The organism is Streptomyces sp. SAI-135, from assembly GCF_029893805.1.
GTDB lineage: Bacteria > Actinomycetota > Actinomycetes > Streptomycetales > Streptomycetaceae > Streptomyces.
The window spans coordinates 2,912,275-2,935,767 of record NZ_JARXYP010000002.1 but is presented as its reverse complement, the minus strand read 5'-3'; the positions used below and the strand labels follow the sequence as shown (position 1 = coordinate 2,935,767).

At 69.5% G+C, this 23,493-nt stretch carries 16 protein-coding genes and 1 other RNA gene; 12 read left to right on the top strand and 5 right to left on the bottom strand.

Going from position 1 to position 23,493, the window contains the following annotated elements:
* Positions 1 to 37: 37 nt before the first annotated feature.
* Positions 38 to 820: a peroxide stress protein YaaA gene (gene yaaA / locus M2163_RS17715; RefSeq protein WP_280894436.1), complete on the bottom strand. Its 783-nt coding sequence runs from the start codon at positions 818 to 820 to the stop codon at positions 38 to 40.
* Positions 821 to 883: 63 nt separating this feature from the next.
* On the opposite strand from yaaA, the gene M2163_RS17710 reads away from it, so the two are divergent.
* The 4 genes from M2163_RS17710 (at position 884) to M2163_RS17695 (ending at position 4,280) form a co-directional block, all read left to right on the top strand.
* Positions 884 to 2,311, top strand: coding sequence for an RNB domain-containing ribonuclease (locus tag M2163_RS17710; RefSeq protein WP_280894435.1), 1,428 nt, complete (start codon positions 884 to 886; stop codon positions 2,309 to 2,311).
* Between the two features lie 134 nt (positions 2,312 to 2,445).
* Positions 2,446 to 2,871 carry a DUF4260 family protein gene (locus tag M2163_RS17705; RefSeq protein ID WP_280894434.1) on the top strand — a complete coding sequence of 142 codons (426 nt, stop codon included), beginning with the start codon at positions 2,446 to 2,448 and terminating at the stop codon, positions 2,869 to 2,871.
* A 31-nt stretch (positions 2,872 to 2,902) separates the two neighbouring features.
* A complete protein-coding gene (locus M2163_RS17700; protein ID WP_280897272.1) occupies positions 2,903 to 3,436 on the top strand; it encodes a TetR/AcrR family transcriptional regulator in 534 nt (177 codons plus the stop codon).
* Positions 3,437 to 3,455: 19 nt separating this feature from the next.
* A complete protein-coding gene (locus tag M2163_RS17695) occupies positions 3,456 to 4,280 on the top strand; it encodes an AraC family transcriptional regulator (protein WP_280894433.1) in 825 nt (274 codons plus the stop codon).
* 75 nt (positions 4,281 to 4,355) lie between these two features.
* On the opposite strand, the gene M2163_RS17690 is transcribed toward M2163_RS17695, so the two are convergent.
* Positions 4,356 to 4,532 carry a hypothetical protein gene (locus M2163_RS17690; RefSeq protein WP_280894432.1) on the bottom strand — a complete coding sequence of 59 codons (177 nt, stop codon included), beginning with the start codon at positions 4,530 to 4,532 and terminating at the stop codon, positions 4,356 to 4,358.
* Positions 4,533 to 5,215: 683 nt separating this feature from the next.
* On the opposite strand from M2163_RS17690, the gene rnpB reads away from it, so the two are divergent.
* Positions 5,216 to 5,626, top strand: an RNA gene (gene rnpB / locus M2163_RS17685) — RNase P RNA component class A.
* Between the two features lie 605 nt (positions 5,627 to 6,231).
* On the opposite strand, the gene M2163_RS17680 is transcribed toward rnpB, so the two are convergent.
* Positions 6,232 to 8,082, bottom strand: a complete 1,851-nt coding sequence (locus tag M2163_RS17680) for a DUF262 domain-containing protein (protein ID WP_280894431.1) — start codon at positions 8,080 to 8,082, stop codon at positions 6,232 to 6,234.
* A gap of 254 nt (positions 8,083 to 8,336) precedes the next feature.
* Between M2163_RS17680 and M2163_RS17675 the strand changes: the two genes are divergently transcribed.
* The 3 genes from M2163_RS17675 (at position 8,337) to M2163_RS17665 (ending at position 18,145) form a co-directional block, all read left to right on the top strand.
* Positions 8,337 to 9,539 carry a serine/threonine-protein kinase gene (locus M2163_RS17675; RefSeq protein WP_280894430.1) on the top strand — a complete coding sequence of 401 codons (1,203 nt, stop codon included), beginning with the start codon at positions 8,337 to 8,339 and terminating at the stop codon, positions 9,537 to 9,539.
* A 129-nt stretch (positions 9,540 to 9,668) separates the two neighbouring features.
* Complete coding sequence (locus M2163_RS17670) at positions 9,669 to 12,641, top strand: SNF2-related protein (RefSeq protein ID WP_280894429.1); 2,973 nt, start codon at positions 9,669 to 9,671, stop codon at positions 12,639 to 12,641.
* Positions 12,638 to 18,145, top strand: a complete 5,508-nt coding sequence (locus M2163_RS17665) for a DNA methyltransferase (RefSeq protein ID WP_280894428.1) — start codon at positions 12,638 to 12,640, stop codon at positions 18,143 to 18,145. The genes M2163_RS17670 and M2163_RS17665 overlap by 4 nt, the downstream gene beginning before the upstream one ends.
* A 50-nt stretch (positions 18,146 to 18,195) precedes the next feature.
* Here the strand turns inward: M2163_RS17665 and M2163_RS17660 are convergent, their stop codons facing one another.
* Positions 18,196 to 18,384, bottom strand: coding sequence for a DUF397 domain-containing protein (locus M2163_RS17660; RefSeq protein ID WP_280894427.1), 189 nt, complete (start codon positions 18,382 to 18,384; stop codon positions 18,196 to 18,198).
* A gap of 17 nt (positions 18,385 to 18,401) precedes the next feature.
* A complete protein-coding gene (locus tag M2163_RS17655) occupies positions 18,402 to 19,235 on the bottom strand; it encodes a helix-turn-helix transcriptional regulator (RefSeq protein WP_280894426.1) in 834 nt (277 codons plus the stop codon).
* Positions 19,236 to 19,397: 162 nt separating this feature from the next.
* Here M2163_RS17655 and M2163_RS17650 point away from each other — a divergent pair, with 162 nt between their 5' ends.
* The 4 genes from M2163_RS17650 to M2163_RS17635 all read left to right on the top strand — a co-directional run bounded on the left by M2163_RS17650 (position 19,398) and on the right by M2163_RS17635 (position 23,418).
* Complete coding sequence (locus M2163_RS17650; protein WP_280894425.1) at positions 19,398 to 19,853, top strand: ATP-binding protein; 456 nt, start codon at positions 19,398 to 19,400, stop codon at positions 19,851 to 19,853.
* A gap of 92 nt (positions 19,854 to 19,945) precedes the next feature.
* A complete protein-coding gene (locus M2163_RS17645) occupies positions 19,946 to 21,238 on the top strand; it encodes a DUF262 domain-containing protein (RefSeq protein ID WP_280894424.1) in 1,293 nt (430 codons plus the stop codon).
* Entirely contained in the window at positions 21,235 to 22,422 is a 1,188-nt protein-coding gene (locus tag M2163_RS17640; RefSeq protein ID WP_280894423.1) for a DUF3696 domain-containing protein, read from the top strand. The genes M2163_RS17645 and M2163_RS17640 overlap by 4 nt, the downstream gene beginning before the upstream one ends.
* Before the next feature lie 54 nt (positions 22,423 to 22,476).
* Positions 22,477 to 23,418, top strand: a complete 942-nt coding sequence (locus tag M2163_RS17635) for a hypothetical protein (protein ID WP_280894422.1) — start codon at positions 22,477 to 22,479, stop codon at positions 23,416 to 23,418.
* Positions 23,419 to 23,493: the final 75 nt, after the last annotated feature.

The following is a 23,493-nucleotide window of genomic DNA, read 5'->3' as shown; positions in this document are numbered from 1 at the left end:
CCTTGCGCAAAGGTCATTGCGTCCTGTGCAATACGCCTCAGTGGATCTCGTCCACCAGCACGTCCAGGGCCCATGCCTGCCCGGCCTTCGCGGGCGCCGATGCCTCTACCACGTACCCGAGCTCCCGCAGCGCCTCCACCAGCTCGGCCGGGCTCTTCGGCGCCACCCCCGCCTCCAGCAGAGTCCGCACCATCCGCCCCTTCGTCGCCTTGTTGAAGTGGCTGACGACCTTCCGGGTCGGCGCGTGCAGCACCCGCACGGTCGCCGTCCGCTCGGCGACCTCGCCCTTCGACTTCCACGCGGCGGCATAGGCGGAGGACCGCAGATCGAGGACGAGCCCGTCCCCGGCGGCCTCGGGGAGGACGGAGGCCATCGGTGCACGCCAGTGCGTGCCCAGCGCCCCGAGTCCGGGCAGTTTGACCCCCATCGAGCAGCGGTACGACGGAATCCGGTCGGTCGGCCGGACAGCGCCCCACAACCCCGAGAACACGAGCAGCGAACGCCCCGCACGCCTCTTCGCGGCCGCGTCGAGGGAGGCCAGGTCGAGGGCGTCGTAGAGGACACCCGTGTAGATCTCCCCGGCGGGCCGCGCCCCCGCGGTCCTCAGCTCGACGTTCTTCGCGACCTCGCCCCGCAGTCCCTCGCTGAGCCCGAGCACCTCGCGTGCCTTCTCCTCGTCGGCGGCGCACAGGTCGACGAGCGCGTCGAGGACCGCCTCCCGGCTCTCGTGGAGCCCCGGCAACGACAGCGACTCCAGCTTCAGCGGGGCGCCACGACCAGAGGACGCCTTGCCTTCGGAGGGAGGCAGCAGGACCAGCACGGAACATCTCCTTCTGTTGAGCTCCGGACAGCGTACGGGGCCGGATCTGCCTACCCTCGCTGTATGCCCCGCCGCCGCATACGTGTGACCGACGTCCCGCTACGGACCGCCTTCGCCGCCCTGCGCACCGAACTCGACGTGCCGTCGGACTTCCCGCCGGAGGCGCTGTCCGAGGCCGAGCGGCCCCCTCGTCCAGGGGCTCACGTCGACGCGACCGACATCCCCCTCTTCACCATCGACCCGCCCGCCTCCACCGACCTCGACCAGGCGATGCACCTCTCCCGCCGCGGCACCGGCTACCGCCTGCGGTACGCCATCGCCGACGTCGCCGCCTTCGTCGTACCCGCATCGGCCCTGGACGCGGAGACCCACCGCCGCGTGCTCACCCTGTACTTCCCGGACACCCGGGTCCCCCTGCACCCGCCGCTGCTCAGCGAGGGCGCCGCCAGCCTCCTCCCGGACCAGGTCCGCCCGGCCGCCCTGTGGACGATCGACCTCGACGCGGAAGGCCGTACGACCGCGGCCGAGGTCCACCGCGCCCTGGTGCGCAGCCGGGCCAAGCTGGACTACGAGGGCGTGCAGCGGGCGATCGACGCGGGTACGGCGGAGGAGCCGTTGGAGCTGCTTCGCGTGGTCGGCGAGCTGCGGGAACGGTTGGAGGTCGAGCGCGGCGGGATCTCCCTGCGGGTCCCCGAGCAGGAGATCGTCGAGCGGAACGGCACGTACGAGCTCATGTACCGCGCCGGGCTGCCCGCCGACGGCTGGAACGCCCAGGTCTCCCTGCTCACGGGCATGGCGGCGGCGGAGCTGATGCTCGCGTACGGGACGGGGGTCCTGCGCACCCTCCCGGCCGCCCCGGACGGAGCGGTGGGGCGATTGCGCCGCACCGCGCACGCCCTGCACATCGACTGGCCGCACCACGTCTCGTACGCGGCGCTGATCCGCTCCCTGGACCCGGGAACCCCGTCCCACGCGGCGTTCCTCCAGGAATGCACGACGCTGCTGCGGGGTGCGGGTTACACGGTCTTCCGGGACGGTGAGGTGCCGCCCCTCACCACCCACGCGGCGGTCGCCGCCCCGTACGCCCACTGCACGGCCCCGCTGCGGCGCCTGGTCGACCGGTACGCGTCGGAGATCTGCCTGGCGGCGGTCGCGGGGAAGCCGGTGCCGGAGTGGGTGCTCGCCGCCTTCGACGCCCTGCCCGGCGAGATGTCCGAGGGCGGCCGGCGCGCGGCCGCGGTGGAACGGGCGTGCGTCGACCTCGTCGAGGCGGCGCTGCTGAAGGACCGGGTGGGGGAGGTGTTCGACGGATGCGTGGTGGACCTGGACGAACGCCGACCGGCCGTGGGGACCGTGCAGTTGGAGACACCGGCGGTGATCGGCCGGATCGACGGGGAGGGACTGTCGCTGGGGGAACGGCTGCGGGTGAAGGTCTTGGAGTCGGAGCCGGGGGGTTCAGGCGGAGGGAAGGTGCGGTTCGCGCCGGCGTGAGCCGGTGACGACCGTGTGAGCCCTGAGGGGGATGGCCGCCTTGACGGCTAACGGTGTTAGCCGTACGGTCTAGCTAACGACGTTAGCCGTACTCGTCCAGCTAACATCGATAGCCAAGCTTGCCGGAGGGAAACATGAGCACGGTCGCCACCACCGCCCCCGCCGCCCGAACCCGCCGTACCCGCACCGTCCTCCGCCGAACGGCCTGGTTGGCGGGCGCGCTGTTCTGGTCCGCCTTCGCGGTCCTGGAGGCCGTCAACCACGGCTGGCTCGCAGGCACCCTCGCCCTCGCCTTCTTCGTCCTGCCGGACCTGACCTTCCTGGTCGCCCTCGACGAGGCACCCGGCATGGCGAAGGGGCAACTGCCGCTCCGCGCGGTGCCGTACTACAACGCGCTGCACCGGGCGGCGGTCCCCCTGGCGCTGATGGCGCTGTACACGTTCGGCCCGGTGGCGTGGCCCCCGGCGTTCGCGGCGCTGTGCGGCTGGCTCGCCCACATCTCGTACGATCGCGCCTTCGGGTACGGACTGCGGACGAAGGAAGGGTTCCAGCGTGGCTGACGCTGAACAGGCGGGGAGGGCCGGTGCCGCCGTGGCACAGGGACAGCGAGACCGTCTCACACCCCGCGCCCGTGAGATCGCGACGGCCGCCCGCGACCTGCTGGAGGAGTCCGGCCCCACCGCCCTCACCCTGCGTGCCCTCGCCGACCGCCTCGGCATCAAGGCGCCCTCCCTTTACAAGCACTTCCCGGACAAGCAGGCCGTAGAGGTCGAGCTGATCGCACAGATGCTGGAGGAGTCGGCGGCGGCGCTGGAGGCGGCGGAGCAACGGGCCCCCGGCTCCCTGCCGGCCCTGGCCGAGGCCTACCGGACCTACGCCCTGGCCCACCCCCACCTCTATTGCCTCAGCACGGAACGCCCCCTCCCGCGCCCCGCCCTCCCCGCCGGCCTGGAGGACCGCGCCGCGATGCCGCTGCTGCGGGCCTGCGACGGCGACCTGGACCTGGCCCGCTCGATCTGGGCCTTCGCCCACGGGATGGTGATCCTGGAGATCCACGGCAGGTTTCCGGACGACGCGGACCTGGACGCGGCATGGAAGAGAGGCCTGAATTCGTTGCACAGGTAGCGACGATCGGGGGGTGGGGATGAGCACACGGGAACAGGCCCTGTGGACAAGGACGAGACTGGGCCGCTGCGGCCCCCCGTTGGACCTCCTAACCGCCCGCTTCGACAAGCACGTCTACGCCCCGCACGCCCATGACGAGTACACGATCGGCGTGTGCGTGGGCGGCTCGGAGCTCATCGACTACCGGGGCGGCCGCATCCGCACGGGCCCCGGCTCGATCGTCGTACTCGCCCCGGGCGAGATGCACACGGGCGGCCCCGGCACCACCACCGACGGCTACGCGTACCGCGCCCTGTACGCGGCACCCACCCTCCTGACGGAGGGAGCCGGCCTGCCCCACTTCCGCGAGCCCCTCCTGGACGACCCCGAGCTGGCCGCGGCCCTCCTCTCCGCCCACTCCGAACTCAGCGCCTGCCCGGACCCGTTGGAGACCGAGTCCCGCCTCCCCTGGCTCCTGACGGCCCTGGCCTGCCGCCACTCCACGGCCCGCGTGCCGACCTGCGTGATCCCCGGCGCGGAGACGGTGGCGAGAGCGGTCCGCGACCGCCTGGCCGACGAGTTGGTGGCACCCCCGTCCCTGGCCGACCTGGCCGCGGACCTGGGCCTGTCCCGCTACCAGCTCCTCAGGGCCTTCCGGGCGACGATGGGCGTACCGCCGTACGCCTGGCTGGCCCAGTACCGGGTCGGCAGAGCCCGCGGCCTGCTGGAATCGGGACTCCGTCCCTCGGAAGTGGCCGCCATCGTCGGCTTCGCGGACCAGGCGCACCTGACGCGCTGGTTCCGCCGCGTACTGGGGGTGACCCCGGCGGCGTACCGCAACAGCGTTCAAGACGCGCACCGTTGAGGACACCGACGATGTCCGCATGACTGCACGCGGCTGGTTCCTGTTCGCCCTGATGGGCGTGGTGTGGGGCATCCCCTACCTGATGATCAAAGTGGCGGTGGACGCCCCGCTGTCGGCGACGATGGTGGTCTTCGTACGCTGCGCCCTGGGCGCGCTGCTCCTGCTGCCGTTCGCGATCAGGCAGGGCGGCCTGACGCGCACGGTCCGAGCCCACTGGCTGCCCATGCTGGCCTTCGCGGTGATCGAGATCATGGGCCCCTGGTACACGCTGACGGACGCGGAACGCCACCTCTCCAGCTCGACGGCGGGCCTGCTGATAGCGGGCGTACCGATAGTCGGCGTCCTCCTGGCCCGCTTCTTCGGAGACACGGAACGGCTGGGGGCCCGGCGGCTGACGGGCCTGGCGCTGGGATTGGCCGGGGTCGGGGTCCTGACCGTTCCGCACCTCGCCGGGGGCGACGCGAAGTCGATGGCGGAGGTGCTGGTGACGGTCGTGGGCTACGCCACGGCCCCGCTGATAGCGGCACGCTGGCTGAAGGACATCCCGTCCCTCCAGCTGACGGCCCCCTGCCTGGCCCTGGCGGCCCTGGTCTACGCCCCGGGCGCGGCGCTGACTTGGCCTTCCGCGATGCCTTCCTCCTCGGTCCTGGCGGCACTGGCGGGCCTGGGGGTGATCTGCACGGCGGTGGCGTTCGTGGCCTTCCTGGAACTGATCAAGGAGGTCGGCCCGACGCGGGCGACGGTGATCACGTACGTCAACCCGGCGGTGGCGGTCGTGGCCGGCGTCCTGTTCCTTTCCGAGCCCCTGACTCTCGGCGTGGGCGTGGCCTTCGCGCTGATCCTGACGGGCTCGGTCCTGGCCACGGCGGGCCCGGTCCGCGTGACCGCCGAACCAGCCTGCGCCGAGTCCCCGGTAACATGGTCCCCACGGCAGACGAGCCGGGCGGACGGCCGCGTGGAGTCCCCTCTTGGAGGGCTCCCCGAGGAACGTCCGGGCTCCACAGGGCAGGGTGATGGCTAACGGCCACCCGGGGTGACCCGCGGGAAAGTGCCACAGAAAACAGACCGCCGGGGACTTCGGTCCCCGGTAAGGGTGAAACGGCGGTGTAAGAGACCACCAGTGCCCAGGGCGACCTGAGCAGCTAGGTAAACCCCACCCGGAGCAAGGTCAAAAGGGGCGGCTTGGAGACAGGCTGCTCTGCGGGGACGTTCGAGGGCTGCCCGCCCGAGTCCCCGGGTAGACCGCACGAGACCGGCGGCAACGCCGGTCCTAGATGGATGGCCGTCGCCGAGGGGTTCGCGAGACCCCCTCGGAACAGAACCCGGCGTACAGCCCGACTCGTCTGCCATTAGGGCTCTGACCTGGGCTTGTTGTCTAGTCAGGGCCCTTTGTCGCGTCTGAGTGCTTCTAGCTTTTGCCCGGGGTGCCCGGCGCAAGCGCCAGCAGTGTCCGTTCGCTGAGTGATTGCATCAAGCGCGCAGTGGAAGAGGCGGGAGGCATCAGTTTCGACGAAGAGGCCTGCGGTGGCGTCAGCGATTCTTGCAGGGCGACCTGTGTTGCAGGCGCGCCGCGATTGACGGCGGATCTAGCAAAAAATGCATAATTTACCATGGCGTCGCACGGGTTGAGACGCGGAGCCCTCGGGCCTGCATACAACTCCGGAGCCCGTTTCGGGTCCGCGAATAACAGCTGCTCATGGCCTCACGGAGGCTCGAATGCCTATCCGGTCCACAGATGGTCCACGGCCCGTCGACGTCTTGTATGAAGGCTGCTGTACCTTCTGCGGCGCAGAGGTTACGGTCTGAGTGACCGTGGAGACTGTGGTGGCGTTGGACTTCTTCTTCGTTTCGCCAGCCAGGGCGTCAGCTCACGTTCCGCTGAACAGCGGAGGTTAGTAGCGGGTATTGCACGTGGCAGGATGATCAACCCGCCACGTGCTCATCGCCACCTTCACTTGTCGCCGCAGTCGGCAGAAAGCGGAGCGGAGAGGAGGCCATCGGCGTGTGGCCAGATGTTCAAAGACAGTGAGCCAAGGTAGGAGCCACGTGCGTGGATCCGGTGCTCGTCCCAGGTGGCGGCCCAGTCGCTGATGTCGGTGTTCGGTGGTGCGCTGAGCAGGGTGCCGTGGGTAAGACGCAACAGGCTGTGCTTGCTGAGCCATTGCCGCTTGTCTTCCCAGGCCATGTTTCCCAAGGTCGGGTTCAGGCGGGCAGTGACCAGGGTCAAGTTGCCGAGGGTGTGGACCAGTTCGTCGCGGTCGGATCCTTCAGACGGATCGTTTTCGAGGGGCGGCCAGTTGTCGCGCCAGCTTTGCGGCATGACGTGTTCGATGGTCAACTTCGCGCCCGCCTGCTCGCCGAGGGGCACGACGAGCTGTTCGGTGTGGTCGGTGCGGAGTTCGTCCTCCAGCGCTTCCAGGAGGATGCGCACGCCGCGGCGGTACAGGCGGGTGTAGATGGGGTCCTGTTCCAATGAAGCGCGGAACTCATGGTCGCTCGGCCAATGACGGTGGGCTCCCTGCATTGCCGAGAGGGCCTTGATGACGGCCTCGTCCGCGCGGTCGGGCTGCCGGGCTGCAGCGGCGACCAGGTCACGGAAGACATTGTTGTGGTCGCGGTTGCTGAGATTGAGCAGCGCCCGGCGAACGAGGTAGCTGTCGATAGCACGGATCGTTCGTCGACGACGCTCAGGGGGCAGCACGGACTCGTCCAGGCCGTACAGGAGAAGAAGCAGGGGCATCGGAGTGGAGGTCTGAAGGACCTTCATCCGATAGAAGAACCGGCCCTCGACGCCGTGCTGCGGGTAATCGTCGATCAGGTCGTAGATCTCGGCGTACCGCGCTAGTTCGGCGAAGACCTCCTCCGTAGGGACGGCAGCCGAGAGCAGCCAGCGCTCGAACTCCTTGAACAGGGCGGAGGCGGTGAACTCCCGCTGTGTTCGCATCGTCAGCCAGTACGTCAGGAACACGTCGAGGCGGCTTCGCGTAATGCGGCCAGTCGTCTGTTCCGTGCGCCATTCGTCCTGGTCGAAGGGAGCCCAATACGTTTTGTAGAGCCGGTCGATGTCCGCGCCGGCGCGTTCCGCGTCACGGAACAGAAGGTTCTTGATCAGATCCGCGTGCTCCAGCGGTGTACCACGGCTGTTCAGCGTCTCGAAGACGACCTGAGCGTCGTCGTGCTTTTCCAGATCGATGATGACCAGGCGCAACTGTTCACGCAGGGTCTGCACCAGCGTCCCTAGCCGCTCCTCCGGTTCGGCGGCTTCTGCCAGCCAGGCGTCGATCTCCTGCTTGAAGTAGGTGATGGCTTCGGCGAACCGTCCTGCCCCGCCCTGACCGCGCATGACGGTGCGGAATTCGTCACGGTCCGCGTTGGTCGGCCACACCTTGTAGAGGTGATCGGGGTGTTGGACGCGGTCGAACAGGTCCTCGTCGTTCTCCAGGAACTTGCTCAGCAGCCGCACGGACCGCTCATGGTTGAGTGCCGCCGCCGACAGGCGGGCCGCGAACAGGAACAACTGCAGAGTTGTGAGGCGCTGCTGGCCGTCAATGACCTGCCGAGTCTCCAGACTTGACGAAAGGTACGGCGTCTCGTCGAACACAACCGCGCCGAGAAAGTGCGGAGCCACCGTATCGCCGGTCAGGGCCGCCTGCTCGGCCCGCTCGACGGTGCGGCGAATGTCCTCCCACAGAGCTGACCAGTTGTCGTCCCGGTTCCACACATACGGCCTCTGGAACAGCGGCACCGTGTAACGGATGTCCCTGCCGAAGATCCGACGCAGGTCGACCGTGTCTGCTCTCATGGATCGAGGTCCCCTCTTCGCTCTGCGGTTAACACCGTAGCGATCACCCCCGCAGTCGGTTGGCCTGATCCATGAAATTCGGTGGCAAGAGCAGAGGCCATAAGCGGACAACGGCGTTCCGCCGAGTCCGCTGTCGGGGGCTCGGTGACGTAAGCAGCGCAGGGAAACCCCAGGCCTTGCATACACTGATCCTGGTCCAGCTCGCCTCTCGTCCGCAGCGGCGCGTACAGGCCACAAGGGGGAGGCACAGCATTGTGGAACCACTGAGGGACGAGGACCCCAAGGAGATCGGGGGCTTCGCCCTCGTCTGCCGAATCGGGGCCGGCGGCATGGGGCAGGTGTTTCTCGGCGAGTCCGCGGCCGGCCACCAGGCCGCCGTGAAGGTCATCAAGCCTTCCGTCCTCGACGAGGACACCCGCGCGCGCTTCCTATCCGAGGTGGACAGCCTCCGCACGGTCTACGGGCCGTTCGTCGCTGCCTTCGTGGGAGCCGATGCGGACGCTGATCAGCCTTGGCTCGCCGTGGAGTACGTCCCCGGACCGGATTTGCGCACCTTCGTCACCGAGCACGGCCCCCTCCCGCTCGCCGAGACCGCCAGCCTCGGCGCGCTGCTGGCGGAGGGCCTCGGCACCGTGCACGACGCGGGGCTGCTCCACCGTGACCTCAAGCCGCAGAACATCCTGCTGTCCCGCTATGGCCCCAAGGTGATCGACTTCGGTCTCGCGGTGCTCGCCGAGCGCCGCACCACCCTGACGGCGACCGGCTACGTCGTCGGCAGCGTGCTATGCATGCCGCCGGAGCAGGCCCGGGGCGAGCACCAGCTGGACCAGTCCGCCGACGTCTACGCGCTGGGCGCGGTGCTGCTGTTCGCCGCGACCGGACACTACCCGTACGAGGGACCCACCTGGCAGGCCGTCGCTCTGAAGATCGAGGACCTGGCGACCCCTCCCGACCTGACGGACTTGCCACCGGAGCTCGGGCCCCTGGTCACAGACATGCTCGCGCCGGACCCCGGCGCCCGGCCCGCCCTGCCCGAGGTCATCGAGCGGCTTGTGCGGATCATCCACGACCAGGGCCTGACCGCTCTCCAGGCCAAATACCGCCTCACCGACCTGACGCCCGAGATCGTCGTGCCACAGCTCCCCGCGTCGGTCCCCGGGCCCACACCGGGGGCCGACGCCCCTGCCTACACGCCCACCGCCGTCGACCCGGCGGCGGTGGAGGACGACGAGCAGGCGGTCATGGCGGTACCGGCCGGGGCGGAGCAGCCCGCCGACATCGACGACGAACCCGGCTGGGAATCCGGGAGCGCCAGCCCCTCCGTCCCGGGGAAGACGGTCCTCGGGCAGGACGGGAGCTCGTCCCGAAGCCGTGGGAGCACAGGCGTCCGACTCCCTGCCCCCCTTCAGATCGCTGAGCGGATCCGCGCAGGATACGCGCGGGAGGCGCGCTTCTGAGACGCGCCGGCTCGCGTCGCCGATGCCATTACGAGCCCTTCCTCCACCGTGACAGACTTGCGGCCGCGGGACTGCAAGACGGCAGGACCACGTGATTGCAGGTGGAACGGGAAGACGAAGGGGCCGCGGGTGACCGACCAGGGGGCGACGCAGGACGGGACTCGGTTCCCGCCGGGAGCGCAGATCCTTGTACGGGACGAGGAGTGGCTGGTCCGCAACACCATCACGACCGAGCATGACGGTGAGCGGATCGAAGCGGTCGGCGTGTCCGAGTTCGTCCGGGACGAGGAAGCAGTCTTCTTCAGCGGGATCGACACGGTCGAACTGCTCGACCCGGAGAAAACCCGCTTGGTCCCCGACACCTCGTCGTACTTCCGGCGCAGCCGCCTCTTCCTCGAAGCCGTTCTGCGCAAGACGCCGCTGCCGCAGTCGGAGCGGGGGCTCGCCCTCGCGGACCGCTTCCTGCTGGACCCGCTGGTCTACCAGCAGCGCCCGGCCGAGCTCGCCCTGTCCATGCGCAACCTCCGCCCCAGGGTTCTGATCGCCGACGTCGTGGGCCTCGGTAAGACGCTGGAGATCGGCCTGACCCTCGCGGAACTCATCCGCCGCGGCCGGGGCGAGCGCATCCTGGTCGTGACACCGCAGAGCATCCTGGAACAGTTCCAGCACGAACTGTGGACCCGTTTCTCGATCCCGCTCGTGCGGCTCGACTCGCTCGGCATCCAGCGCGTCCAGCGCGAGCTCCCGGCGGGGCGGAACCCGTTCACTCATTACAAGCGCGTGATCATCTCTGTGGACACGCTCAAGAACATCGGCCAGTACCGGCACCATCTGGAGCGCATCCGCTGGGACGCCGTCGTGATCGACGAGTCCCACAACCTAATCAACCCGGGCAGCCAGCGCCGCGCCCTCGCCGAGACCCTCGCCCCGCGCACCGACGCCCTGCTACTCGCCAGCGCGACCCCGCACAATGGCGACAAGCGCTCCTTCGCCGACCTGATCTCCCTGCTCGACCCGGCTGCCATCGCCGACCGCGACGACTACGACCCCGAGGCGGACCTCGGCCACCTCTACATCCGGCGCACCAAGATCAGTCCCGAGGTGCGCGACGAGATGGGCACCGAGTGGCCCGACCGAGGCCCCACGGTCTCCCTCCACTGCGCCGCCACCGAGGCGGAGGAGCGGATCTTCACCGAGCTGACCGAGTACTGGCTGCCCACCGCGCGGACGAGCACGGAGTTCGGCTCGGCCAGCGAGGACCGTACCTCCGTCGCAACCGAGCAGCTCTTCGCCTACCAGCTACTGAAGACGTTCCTGTCCTCCCACGTCGCTCTCGGCGAGACGGTCGACAAGCGCGTCACCTCACTCGCCGACCGCGTCCGTAAGGCCGGTGAGAAGGGGCTGGGGCCCGACCCGGCCATCGCTGCCGAGCAGGCGGCACTGGCCCGGCTGCGGGAGATCATCAACGGCATGGGCGACGGTACCGCCCCCGGCGACTCCGCCAAACTCGACGCGCTCGTCGGGCAGTTGAAGGAGATCGGTGTCGGTCCCCGGTCCACCACCCGGGCGGTGGTCTTCTCCGAGCGCGTCCGCACCCTCACCTGGCTCGCTCAGGTCGTCCCCGCCCGACTGGGCTTCCCGGTCGCGGCCGACGGCACGGCCAAGGCCGTGGCCGTGATGCACGGCGGCCTCAGCGACGACGAACAGGGCGACGTCCTGGAGGCGTTCGGCCTCGCCGACACCCCGGTCCGGCTGCTGTTCACCGGCGACGTCGCCTCCGAGGGCGTCAACCTGCACCGCCAGTGCCACCACCTGATCCACTACGACATCCCGTGGTCGCTGATCCGCATCGAGCAGCGCAACGGCCGTATCGACCGGTACGGGCAGAAGTACGAGCCCCAGTTCCGCGCGCTGATCCTCACCTCGGCCGTCCCCGGCGCCAAGGACGACCGCACGGTCGCGGAGAAGCTGCTCCGCCGCGAGGAGGAGGCCCACAAACTGGACGGCACCGCCGAGGCCGTGTCCGGTTTCTACCGGGCCGAGGAGGAGGAACGCCGGCTTATCAGGGAACTGGTCAAAGGCGGCACCGTCGAGGACTTCCTGGAGCCCGACCCGGCCGCCGACACCGCCCTCGCTGACCTGTTCGGTCAGGTCGACACCGTCACCGAGCAGGAACTGCCCGCACGCGCCGAGCAGATCTCCCTCTTTGAGGGGGACACGGCCGCCTTCGTCTCCACCGCTCTCGACGAGGTCTACGAAGAGCGTGCCGAGGACCTCGTCGGTCTGTCGTCCGGCACCGACGCCAAGGGCGGCGCGTACTTCTCGCTGTCCCCGGCCATGGCCCCCGACCTGCTTCACCGCCTCAAGGCCCTGCCGCCGTCCTACCTGAAGGAGCAGCGGGTCGCCGAGCGGATGCTGGTCACCTTCGACCGCGCCCTCGCGCAGCGCAAGCTCACCGAGGCCCGGGAAAGCAGCACCACGATGTGGCCGGAGGTCTCCTTCCTCACCGACATCCACCCGGTGGTGGAGTGGCTGACGGACAAGGTCCTCGTCGAGTTCGGTCGGCAGGAGGCCCCGGTCATCACCACCCCGCACGTCGACGGCCCGGTGTTCCTAGTCCAGGGCATCCACTCCAACGCCCTGGGCCGTCCCACCGTCGTGCGCTGGATGGCCGTAACCAGCCTGGGCACCGAAGGCACGCCCGAGGTGCGTCCCATGGCGGACGCGCTGCGCGACGCGAAAGTCGGCCCGAGGCTCGCCCGCACCGGCGGGCCGGCCGACCCGGCCCGTCTCCAGGCCCTCGTCCCGGCCGCCGTCGCCGCTGCCCGCGCCCACCTGGACGCCGGGCGGGCCGAGTGGGAGGAGACGATCAGCCAACCTCTCGCCACTTATCGCGATCACGTCGCCCAGTGGCGCACCGACTCGCTGCTCCCCGGCCTCTCGGGCCGCCGCGAACGCCTCGTCGAGGAGACCGCCGACGAACTGGCGCGGCTGCTGGACCAGTTGCACACCACCGGCCGCCCCCTGCTGCGCGTCCTGGCTGTCCTTGACCGCCCCGGCGCCCCAACCGCCCCCGAAGCCCAGGCGGAGAACCGAGCATGACGTACGACTCCCTCGTCAACCACGGCGACTACCTCTCGGCCCACTACCTCGCCGAGGTCCTCCCCAAAGATCTCAAGGCCAAGGACGGCCTCCTCACCCGCTGGGCCGCCTTCGAGGAGGAGGAACGCCGCCGCCACGCCGACGCCGTCGCCGAGGCAAAGCGCCAGGGCCTCGACCCCGCCACGATCCCCCCGCGCGCCCGCACGCCCCGCGAGACACTGCGCGCCCTGCACGGCCCCTACTTCGCCAGCCGCGCCGCCCTCGCCCAGGACGCGGAAGCCCTCGCCGAACCCGACGCGCCCGTCCCCGCGGGCTGGCGGAAACGCGTCACCGAACTGCACCTGGACACCCTGCGGGCCCTCGGCTACACCACCGCCCACGAGCAGACCGTCCCCGTCCGCCGCGCCGACCACGAATACAGCCTCCAGGTCGTCCACGCCGAATCCGGCCTGTATGCCGTCTCCTGCGGCTGGACCACCGAACCCGACGCCGCCCTCGACCCGGACGGCGCCGGCCGACTCCTGCACCCCGTGAAGCTGGAGGGATCGCTGGAGATCGAGGACGCCAAGGCCCTCACCGACTTCCTCTTCGCCTGCGACAGCCCGCCGCGCTACGTCCTCCTCCTCGTCGGCGGCGTCATCGTTCTCGCTGACCGTCTCGCCTGGCCCGAGGGCCGCTACCTGGCCGCCGACCTCGACGCGGCTCTCAATCGCCGGGACGACCGCCACGGGGGCGAACTCGACACCCTGGCTGCCCTGTTTGGCGCCGACTCACTGCGCGTGCCCGCCGAGGGCGGCACCGCACCGCTCGCCGCCTTCGTCGACAACTCCGGCAAGCACGCCGTCGGCGTCTCCACCGAACTGCGCGAGGGCCTGCGTCTGAGCGTCGAGTGGATCGCCAACGAGGTCCTGGAGCGCCTGCGCGAACCGGAGAACGGCGTCACCCCGGCCGATCTAGACGACCCGGCCCGCCTGGCCAAGGAACTCAGCCGGGAGTCCCTGCGCTACCTCTACCGCATCCTGTTCCTCCTCTACGCCGAGGCCAGCCCCGCGCTCGGCATCCTGCCCTCCGACTACCCGGAGTACGAGCAGGGCTACGGCCTCCAGCGCCTCGGCGACCTCGTCCTGCGCGACCTCGTCGGCGAGCGCTCCCGGCGCGGCTTCCACCTCTACGAGTCGCTGAACCTGCTCTTCGACAAGGTCGAGAACGGCCACCGCCGCTACGGCACCGAGCCGGAGGACCTGAAGGCCGAGGCCGCCGCCCGCGAGGCCGCCGAGGCGGAGCATGAGGCGGACCGGCTGCTCGCTGCCGGCACCCTCACCCGCGCCGAGCACACCGAACGCGTACGCGAGGCCGACCGCGTCCGCCGCGCCGCCGCCCGCAGCACAGGCGCGGGCCTGCGCTTCGAGGCCCTCCGCTCCGAACTGTTCACCAAGGACGCCGTCCGCCTCATCGGCGACGACCGCATCGAGAACCCGGTGTACAGGGGCGGCGAGGGCGAGAAGCGCCGCCCGTTCCTGGACACCCGGCTGCGCAACGAGACTCTGCACAAGGTGCTGCGCCGCCTGATGCTCACCCAGGGCCGGGGCAAGGAGCGCGGCGGCTTCATCTCGTACGCCCAGCTCGGCATCAACCAACTCGGCGCGGTGTACGAGGGCCTGATGTCCTACACCGGTTCCATCGCCGAGAAGAAGCTGTACGAGGTCGCCAAGGGCGGCGACCCCTCCGGTGGCAGCTGGACGATCCCCGAGGACCGCGTCCAGGACTACGACGACAGGTTCTTCGTCCACCGGACGGACCCCGAGACCGGCCGCCTGGACCGGGTCGTCCACGACGAGGGCACGTTCGTCTACCGCCTGGCCGGCCGCGACCGCCAGACCTCCGCCTCCTACTACACCCCGAAGTCCCTCACCGAGGTCACGGTCGAGCTCGCCCTCAAGCACCGGCTCGACCAGAACGGCGTCGTAACCGAGGCCCGCGAACTCCTCGACTGGAAGATCTGCGAACCCGCCCTCGGCTCGGGCGCGTTCCTCAACGAGGCCATCGACCAGGTGGCCGCCGAGTATCTGAGACGGCGTGAACACGAGCTGGGCCGCCGCGTCGACCCCGAGCTGCGGCAGATCGAGCTCCAGAAGGCCAAGGCGTACATCGCCCTGCACAACGCCTACGGCGTCGACCTTAATGCCACGGCGGTGGAACTCGCGGAGGTCTCCCTCTGGCTCAACTCCATGCACCCGGGCATGCGCGCCCCATGGTTCGGCCTGCACCTGCGGCGCGGCAACTCCCTCATCGGCGCGAGCCGGAAGGTCTACAAGGCCGATGCTCTGACGGGCGGCGGCTGGCTGGCGAAGAAGTACACCCTCCCGCCGACCGACCTGCCCTTCCGTGAGGGCCCACTGCCTGAGGGCGCCGTCCACCAGTTCCTGCTGCCCGCCATCGGCTGGGGCGCGGTCGCGGGCGAGCCGGAGGCGAAGCGACTCGCCGAGGACGAGGCCAGGGCGCTCGGAGCGTGGCGCAAGGGAGTCCAAAAGGCTCCGAAGGGACCGAAACCCTTCCAGGAGCGCGGCGAGGAGACCACCGAGGCACGGCAGAAGCGCTACGACCGGTGGCTCAAGGCCGCCGACAGGACCGAGCTGGGCCGGTTGCAGGGCGTGGCCCGGCGCGCCGAGTTCCTGTGGTCGCTCGTCGCGACCCGGCTGGAACTCTCCGAACGGGCGGTCTCCCGCCGTATCGACGTCTGGGGTGCGGACTGGCTGGAGCAGTCCTCGGAGGCGGAGGACAAACAGAAGGTCCTCGACGACCTGACCCGGCACGGCACCCCCTACTGGCGGCTGAAGACCGTCATGGACGCGTGGTGCGCGCTGTGGTTCTGGCCGCTGGACAAGGTCGCCGAACTCGACGGCACGGACCCGGTGTACGGGACGGGTGGCGGGCTGGTCGACGAGTCGTCGGTCGCCGGTCTGCTGCGCGAACCCCGAGCGGCAGCACCGGCAGAGCCGACCGGTCCGGCTCCCGGGGATCAGGTGTGGCGGGCGACCGGGCTGTTCGACGACCCGGACGGCGAGCAGGAGGAACTGGGCGCTGGCACCGGGCCCGGGCGGACCGCGCCGGGCCGCAAGTCCGTCGCCCGGCCGCCGGAGCGTACGACCGTCCCGCTCCAGAGCCTGGGCGACTGGCTGGACTTCCTGGAGAGCGTCCTCGGCAAGGCCGACATGCCCGAGAACTCTCTGCTCTCAGGCATCGAGAACCTCAAGCCCGACGAGGCACTGGAGGTGCTGGCCGACGTTGAGGACCGCCTGGAGGGCTTCCTCGGCATGCGCCCGGCCCGGCTGCTGCCGTTCCGCTACCCGTGGCTGAACACGGTCGAGGACATCGCCGGCACCACGGAGAAGGACATAAAGGCCGAGGACGGCCACGGGTTCTTCCACTGGGAGCTGCACTTCGCCCATGTGTTCCGGGGGCCGGGGGGTGGGTTCGACCTTCAAGTGGGGAATCCACCGTGGGTGCGGCCGAGGTGGGAGGAGAACCCGGTCCTCGCCGAGCACGACCCGTGGTTCATGCTCACCGAGAAGCCGACCAAGGCGGAACGCACGCGGCGGCGCGAAGAACTGCTGAAGCGGCCCCTCGCCCGCGCGTACCTGCTCGCCGAACTCGCCTCGACGAGCGGCATGGGCGAGATGCTGGGCTCAGGGCCGGTGTACCCCCTGCTCGCGGGAACCCAGCCGGATCTGTACCGGGCCTTCATGTGCCAGACCTGGCAGCACACGGCGAACAATGGCACCGTGGGCCTCGTCCACCCGGACTCCCACTTCAGCGGGGACAAGGAAGGACGGTTGCGGGAGGCCGCATACAGCAGGCTGCGGGTGCACGGGGACTTCGTGAACGCGGGCAACCGCTTCTTCCCGCCGCCTGTCGGCCGGTCCAGCCACTTCGGCGTGCACGTCTACGGGCAGGCGGGCGAAATCGGCTTCGACCACCTCTCCTGGCTCTTCTCCGTGGACGCGCTGCGCCTGTCGGCCGACGATGACGGCACGGCTCCCGACCCAGGGGTCCGTTACGGCGACAGCTGGGACGAACGCCCGCACCGGAAGCGAATCGTCCGCGTGGACGAGGACACACTCGCCCGCTGGCAGAAACTCACCGGCGACGAGACCCAGCCCGTACGCCAGGCCCGGCTGCTGTCACCGGTGAGTACGGCGGAGGCCCAGGCGATCGAGGCACTGGCGGATTACTCGCTGCGGCTGGGTGAGTACGACCCGCAGATCTCCCGCGGTTATGGCGAGAGCGAGGCTAAGGCGGAGGACCTCATCGACTACAACACCCCGGACGACACGGGTGTGATCCAGCGCCCAGCTTCCTGGCGTGAGGTGATCCTCAAAGGCCCGCAGATCGGCCTGGCCAATCCCATGTTCAAGCAGCCGAGCCAGGGAGCTGGGGAGGTTCTGGGTCTCAACCCGCTGACGCTTGCGGACGACGCCGTGCCTGAGTCGGAGTACAAGTATGTCGCGAAACCCGAGGTGTACCGGGCTCGGCAGGAGGTATGGAGCGACGGCAGATCCTTGGACCAGCTCAAGGCGTCCGAACGGGAGGTGACCCGCGCACGGAGGGCTGCGGCGGGGCGGTTCGGGGTGGAGCTGGCCGAGGTTACCGAGGAGCAGGTGGACGGGGAACTGCTGGGGCGGTTGCGGAGGCCGTATACAGAGTTCTACCGATTGGCGTGGCGCGAAATGATCGCACCTGACACGGAGCGCAGCCTCTACACGGCGCTGATCCCCCCCGGTGTGGCGCACATTCTCACCGTGCAGAGCGCAATGGTAGGCAGTACTCGCCTCACTGCCTTGACTGCCGGTTTCTGGAGCGGTTTGCCTGTTGACTACCTGCTCCGGACGACAGGTATCGGTCACCTGCAGAAGGCGCCTGCCCGTCGAATGCCTGCGCCCCAGGCGGAGCATCCTCTCGCTGCCGCTCTGCTCCTCCGCACACTCCGCCTCAACTGCCTCACCAGCGCCTACGCAGATCTCTGGGAGGAGTTGTACGACCCCACCTGGCCCGCCTACGAACCGTGGGCACGCGACTGGCCGAACCTCCAGCCGCTGCACACCGTCGGCCCGGAGTGGACCCGGGACACCCCGCTGCGGACCGAACGGTCGCGGCGTGCGGCTCTCGTGGAGATCGACGCGCTGGTCGCCGTCTGGCTAGGAGTGAGCGCTGACGCCCTCGTGGCCATGTACAAGTCCCGGTTCCCGATCATGCAGGACTTCGACGCCGTGACGTGGTTCGACGCCAACGAACGCAAGATCGCGGGGAACCGCTACACCTACGGCTTCGGCCAGACCAAGGACCACTACGACCACCTCCTCGCCTACCAGAAGAAGGAGCGCCCCGAGCCCCCCGAGGGCTACACCGCACCCTTCTACAAGGCCAAGCGCGAGGAGGAAATGCGCGAGGCACACGCCCACTTCACCGCGAGGCTCAAGAAGGCCCAGGACAAGGGCAATGAGTGAACGACAACGCCCCGTGCAGGACGCATCCGGCACGGGGCGGGGCGGGAAGGTCAGCCCTGGGCGGCGTAGTTGACGAAGTCGTTCCACGCGGTGGGGGAGAGGGCGAGTTCGGGGCCCTGCCGGTTCTTGGAGTCCCGGACGTGGGTGGCCTGAGTGCACTGCGCCACCTCGACGCAGTCGTCACCGTCGGAACCGCTGTAGCTGCTCTTGAACCAGACCCGTTCGTCGATGCTGCTCATCGCGCTCCTCGAAGTTGCTACAGCAGGCTCCTGGAATCCTCGGAGGTGAGAGCCTGTGAACGCAGTTTTGCATACCGCTGGAGCATGATGCTGACCTCTTTCGGGTCCGTGATCAGCATCCCGCCACGCTGGCCCTCCGCGTAGCCGAACCACTTGTTGTCCTGCGACTCCAGGAGCCTCAACGGGCCGTCGAACCCGGCGTGTTCCGGCTGGTACCGTGGCATGATCTGCAACTCGACGTTGAACTGCGAGGACCGCTCCAAGAGGCTGTCGAGCTGCTCCCGCATCACGTCGGGGCCGCCGGTGCCCCGCTCGATGAGAGCCTGCTCGATGATGAAGCTGAACGCGATCGGCGGCCTGCGGTCGAACAGTTGCTGGCGTTCCAGCCGAGCCGCGACCTGCTTGGTCACCTGCTCCTCGTCCTTCACGGGCGGGACGCTCTCCGTCACCGCCCGCGCGTACGCCTCCGTCTGCAACAGGCCCGGAATCACCCGGCAGTCATAGGTCCACAGGGTCACCGCCTGGGCCTCCAGCCGAGCCCACTGCCGGAACCAACTCGCCAGCCCCGCCTGCCGCGTAAGATGCGGCGCGGCTTGCCGCAGAGCACCGGTGTTGCCCGTCGCCGCCTCCCCACGCTCCACGAAGTCGCGGTCTGGCATGCGGCGCCCCAGCTCGACCGAGGCCACCGTGTGCTTCGAGAAGCGGACCAGGTCGGCGAACTCCTCGCGACTGAGGCCCGCGTGTTCCCGTAATGCCTGGACCACGGCGCCGAAGGTGCGCAAACTGTCCGAGACCCCGGGCTCGCCGCAGCTTCCCGCGCCCGCCCCGCCGTCCGTGTTCTCGTAGGCCACCACAGGCCACCTCCCGCGCACCGGTCACGCCGTACCGCTTCTGACTCGCTCCCATGGTCACGCTCAGCGACATGTACTGTCCACTCTGTGTGTGCGTACGCTGACCCGGAGTACGCAGGGCGTCCCTGGTGAAGCGCCCCGAACCGCCGCCAGATTGGGCGCATGACGCCACCGTCCCCCACAACCCGCCGGGAGCCCGTCACCGTACGTGTGTTCGCCCAGCGGTTCAGCTCCACCCCACGCGGAGCCCGCCTCGCCCGTCGCCTCGCGCTGCACCAACTCGACGCCTGGGGCGTTCCGTACGGCAGCGAGGCGTCCGACACCGTCGCGCTGCTCGTCGCGGAGCTCGCGGCCAACGCCGTCACGCACGGCCGTGTCCCCGGCCGGGACTTCGAGGTCGCCGTCCAGTTCCTCGGCCGGACCCTGCGTATCGAGGTCTCCGACACCCGGGGCGAGCGCCGGCCGCCAGCACCCGGCGCGGCCCGCACCGCGCCCCCGCCGCTCGCTGAGACCGGCCGGGGCCTCCTGCTCGTGGAAGCCCTCGCCGACCGGTGGGAGGTCATGGACCGCCTCCCCGTCGGCAAGACGGTCGTCGCCGAACTGGATCTGCCGGGCTGAACCGGCCCGGACCGTCGCGCTGACATGCCGTAAGGCCCGTCATAGGCTTGGCCGGGAACGGCATCGAGCGGCGGCGGAGGGCGGCGGGGACCATGACGGACCTGGAGGACAGCGCCGACGGCCGGGGTGCCGGACGAAACCGGGAGGCAGGAGCCCGGGGGTACGCCGTGGCGGGGGACGTCGACGACCCGGACGCGCTCCTCCTGCCGCTGGGGGCGCCACTCGAAATCGGGTCCGACGGCCGGCCGACCGGCGTGGAGCTGGAGCTCCCGGACGACGAGGAGGAGGACGGCGGGGACTTCGGTGACTCCGACGGCGGCTTCGCCCTGTTCCGGCCCGACAGCATCAGGATCCAGACGGAGAGCACCACGGTCGACCTGCTGCTGTCCCGGCTGAGGGAGGGCATGATCGACCTCGCGCCGGACTTCCAGCGCAGGGCCGGGATCTGGAGCGACCGCGCGCAGAGCCGTCTGATCGAGTCGCTGCTGCTCCGCATCCCGATCTCCACCGTCTACATGGCCCAGGACGACGAGGACAAGTGGGCCGTGGTGGACGGCGTCCAGCGGCTCACCGCCATCGCGCGGTTCATGGAGCCGGGGCTCACCGGCCTCCGTCCGCTGGTTCTGAGGGGCCTGGACTACCTGCGGGACTTCAACGGCAGCTCGTACCAGAACCTGACCGGGCGGCTGAAGATCCGGCTGCGCGAGACCCAGCTCACCGTGCACGTTCTGCAGCATGGCACCCCGGAGGCCGTCAAGTACAACGTGTTCTCCCGGATCAACACCGGCGGCACGCCTCTGACGCCGCAGGAGCTGCGGCACGCGCTGGTGCGGGGGCCGGTCCGGGCGTTCCTCGCCGACCTGGCCAAGGATCCGGCGTTCGGCGAGGCCACTCGGTGGAGCGTGTCCGACGAACGGATGGCCGACCGGGAGATGGTGCTCCGCTTCCTCGCCTTCCGCCTGAGCAATCCGGCCAGGCACGAGGAGAAGGACTTCGACAAGTTCCTCATCGACGCGATGTACAAGGTCAACGCGCTCACCGACGAGCGCCGCGAACAGCTGGCACGGGAGTTCCGGGTGGCCATGCGGTGCGCGCGCGACCTGTTCCTCGACCACGCCTTCCGTAAGTGGCACGGAGGGAAGCGGAGTTCACCCGCCATCAACAAGGCACTGTTCGAGACGATCTCCGTCCAACTCGCGCTTCTCGATGATCAGGAGCGGGCCAGGCTGGTAGCGTCTCGGGAGAAGGTGATCGCCGGGTTCGTCCAGCTCATGGGCGACTGGGACTTCGACCGGTCGATCTCCGTGGGCACCGGGGGCCCGACGAAGATCCGCACCAGATTCAATGCATTGGCAAGACTGTTCCGAGGGGTGGCAGAACAGTGATCGACCGTCTGACCCTGCACAACTTCAAGGCGTTCCAGGACGCCTCACTGCCTCTGGGCCCCCTCACCCTCCTCACCGGACTCAACTCGTCCGGCAAGAGCAGTGTCCTGCAGTCGATCGCCCTGCTGCGCCAGTCGTACGAGGCGGGCGACCTCGACGTCTCCCACCTCCTGCCCGAGGCGCGACGAAGCGGATTCCAGGGCGGTGTCGGCAATCAGGGCTTCCTGCTCAACGGCGACCTCGTCGGCCTCGGCACCGGAGAGGACGTCCTGCACGAGGACTTCACGGAGGATGAGCCCCTGATCGGACTCGGCGTGGACGAGGGGCCGTACCACTACGGCTGGACCGTCGCCTACGAGGCCGAGCAGAACCTGCTGCCCCTGCGGGACGTGGAGTCGCCGCTCACCTCGGAGGGAGCCGCCGCGCCCACCGGACCTGAGGCCGTGACTCCTTCGTTCCTCACCGCCCCCTTTCAGTACCTGCACGCCGACCGGATCTCGCCCGCCGAGTTCTACCCGCGCGACCACCAGGCTGTCGTCGGCCGCGGCTTCCTCGGCGTACGCGGCGAACACACCGTCAACTTCCTGCGCATCCATGCCGGCGGCGCAGTCCCGGCGGGCCCGTTGCGCCACCCGCGCGCCGAGTCGGACCTGCTGCGCGACCAGGCCGCCGCCTGGATGGGCGATCTCTGCCCCGGCGTGGACATCCAGGCGGACGCGATCAAGGGCGCCGACGCGGTGAGCCTCTCGTATGGGTTCCAGGGCACCCTCGGTCCCACGAGGCGCCGCCGTCCCAGCAACGTCGGATTCGGCCTCACCTACGTCCTGCCGATCGTGGTCGCCTGCCTCACCGCCCGGCCCGGCTCCCTGGTCCTCCTGGAGAACCCCGAGGCACACCTCCACCCGATGGGGCAGACCCGGATGGCGGAGCTGGCCGCCGCGACCGCCGCGCAGGGCGCCCAGGTGATCATGGAGACGCACAGCGACCATGTCATCAACGGCGTGCGGCTCGCGGTCAAGCAGGGACGCATCGCCCCCGGCCAGACGGTGTTCCACTACTTCCGTGGCAACGGCTCCGGTGCGCAGTTCGTCAGCCCGCGGATCGACTCGGACGGCATGCTCGACCAGTGGCCCGCCGGCTTCTTCGACGAGTTGGAGAACACGCTCGACCAGCTCATCGGCTGACAGCCGCCCGGGGAGGGCGGGACGAGGCGCACACACCATCGCGGAGGGGGAGACGTGCCGCAGCTGTTCCTGAACGAAAAGTCCTGTGAGACGACGGCCGATCCGGAGCGGGTCAACCGCGCCACGACCGAGATGGTCAGGACCGTGCTCGCGGTGGCCAGGGATGACCGGGCGGGAACCAGGCTCTTCGCCCGTGAGCCCGTCAACGGGCTACAGCTGGCCAAAGAGCATCCCATCAGCAGGTGGATCGGTACCCCGGGCACCAAGGACCTGTGGCAGCGACTGGCGATCCTTGAGACCAAGTGGCCTCACCGGGCGGCCTATCCCGATGGGGAGACCCACTCCGACGTCGAGTACCGGTACGAGGGGGAAGCGGTCGACGGACTCGGGGCGGCGCACCTTTCCGGCGGCCTTGCCATCTCCCTGCCGATCGAGCCACGCTGGGACGCGGAACGGCTCACGCTCGTCCGTGAGGAACTCCTGGACGACGAGGACGGTGGCTCCGCACTCACCGATGTCGAGGTGAAGCACGCCGCCAGGCGGGAGCACCTGGACACCCATAGGTCGTGGATCCAGCGCGGAGCGAACTCCGCCCGGCAGAAGGCCGTCGAAGGCCTGCGCTCCGGCACCGAACTATGGGGCCTGAAGTCGGACCTCTTCCCGCTCCTCCAGTTCACCCGGCTCTCCGAGCAGCACTTCGCTGCACTTCCCGAGGTGTGGGTGCGGCCGGTGGGCGAGCGGCTCGGAGAACTCCAGGACGCCGTCAGCGACTGGGACCCGCAACAGCAGCCCATCTCGCCCCAGTGGCGTTCCTACGTCCGCACCGAGTTCGAGTCCCGCCGGCGTCTGTGCAAGTTCATCGACGACGACGGCGAGGAATATTTGTTCGACTGGCACTGTGACTTCCTGCCGTCGCCGGGCCGGATGCACTTCCGGCTGCTCCACGAGCAGCGCACCCTGCGCATCGCGTACGTCGGACGGAAACTCGGCAGGTGATCCGGGCCGGAGCCGGACGGCCGCTCCCGTTACCGTAGACCGGTGATCGGCCGTCCCCCGGCCCCACCAGCACAA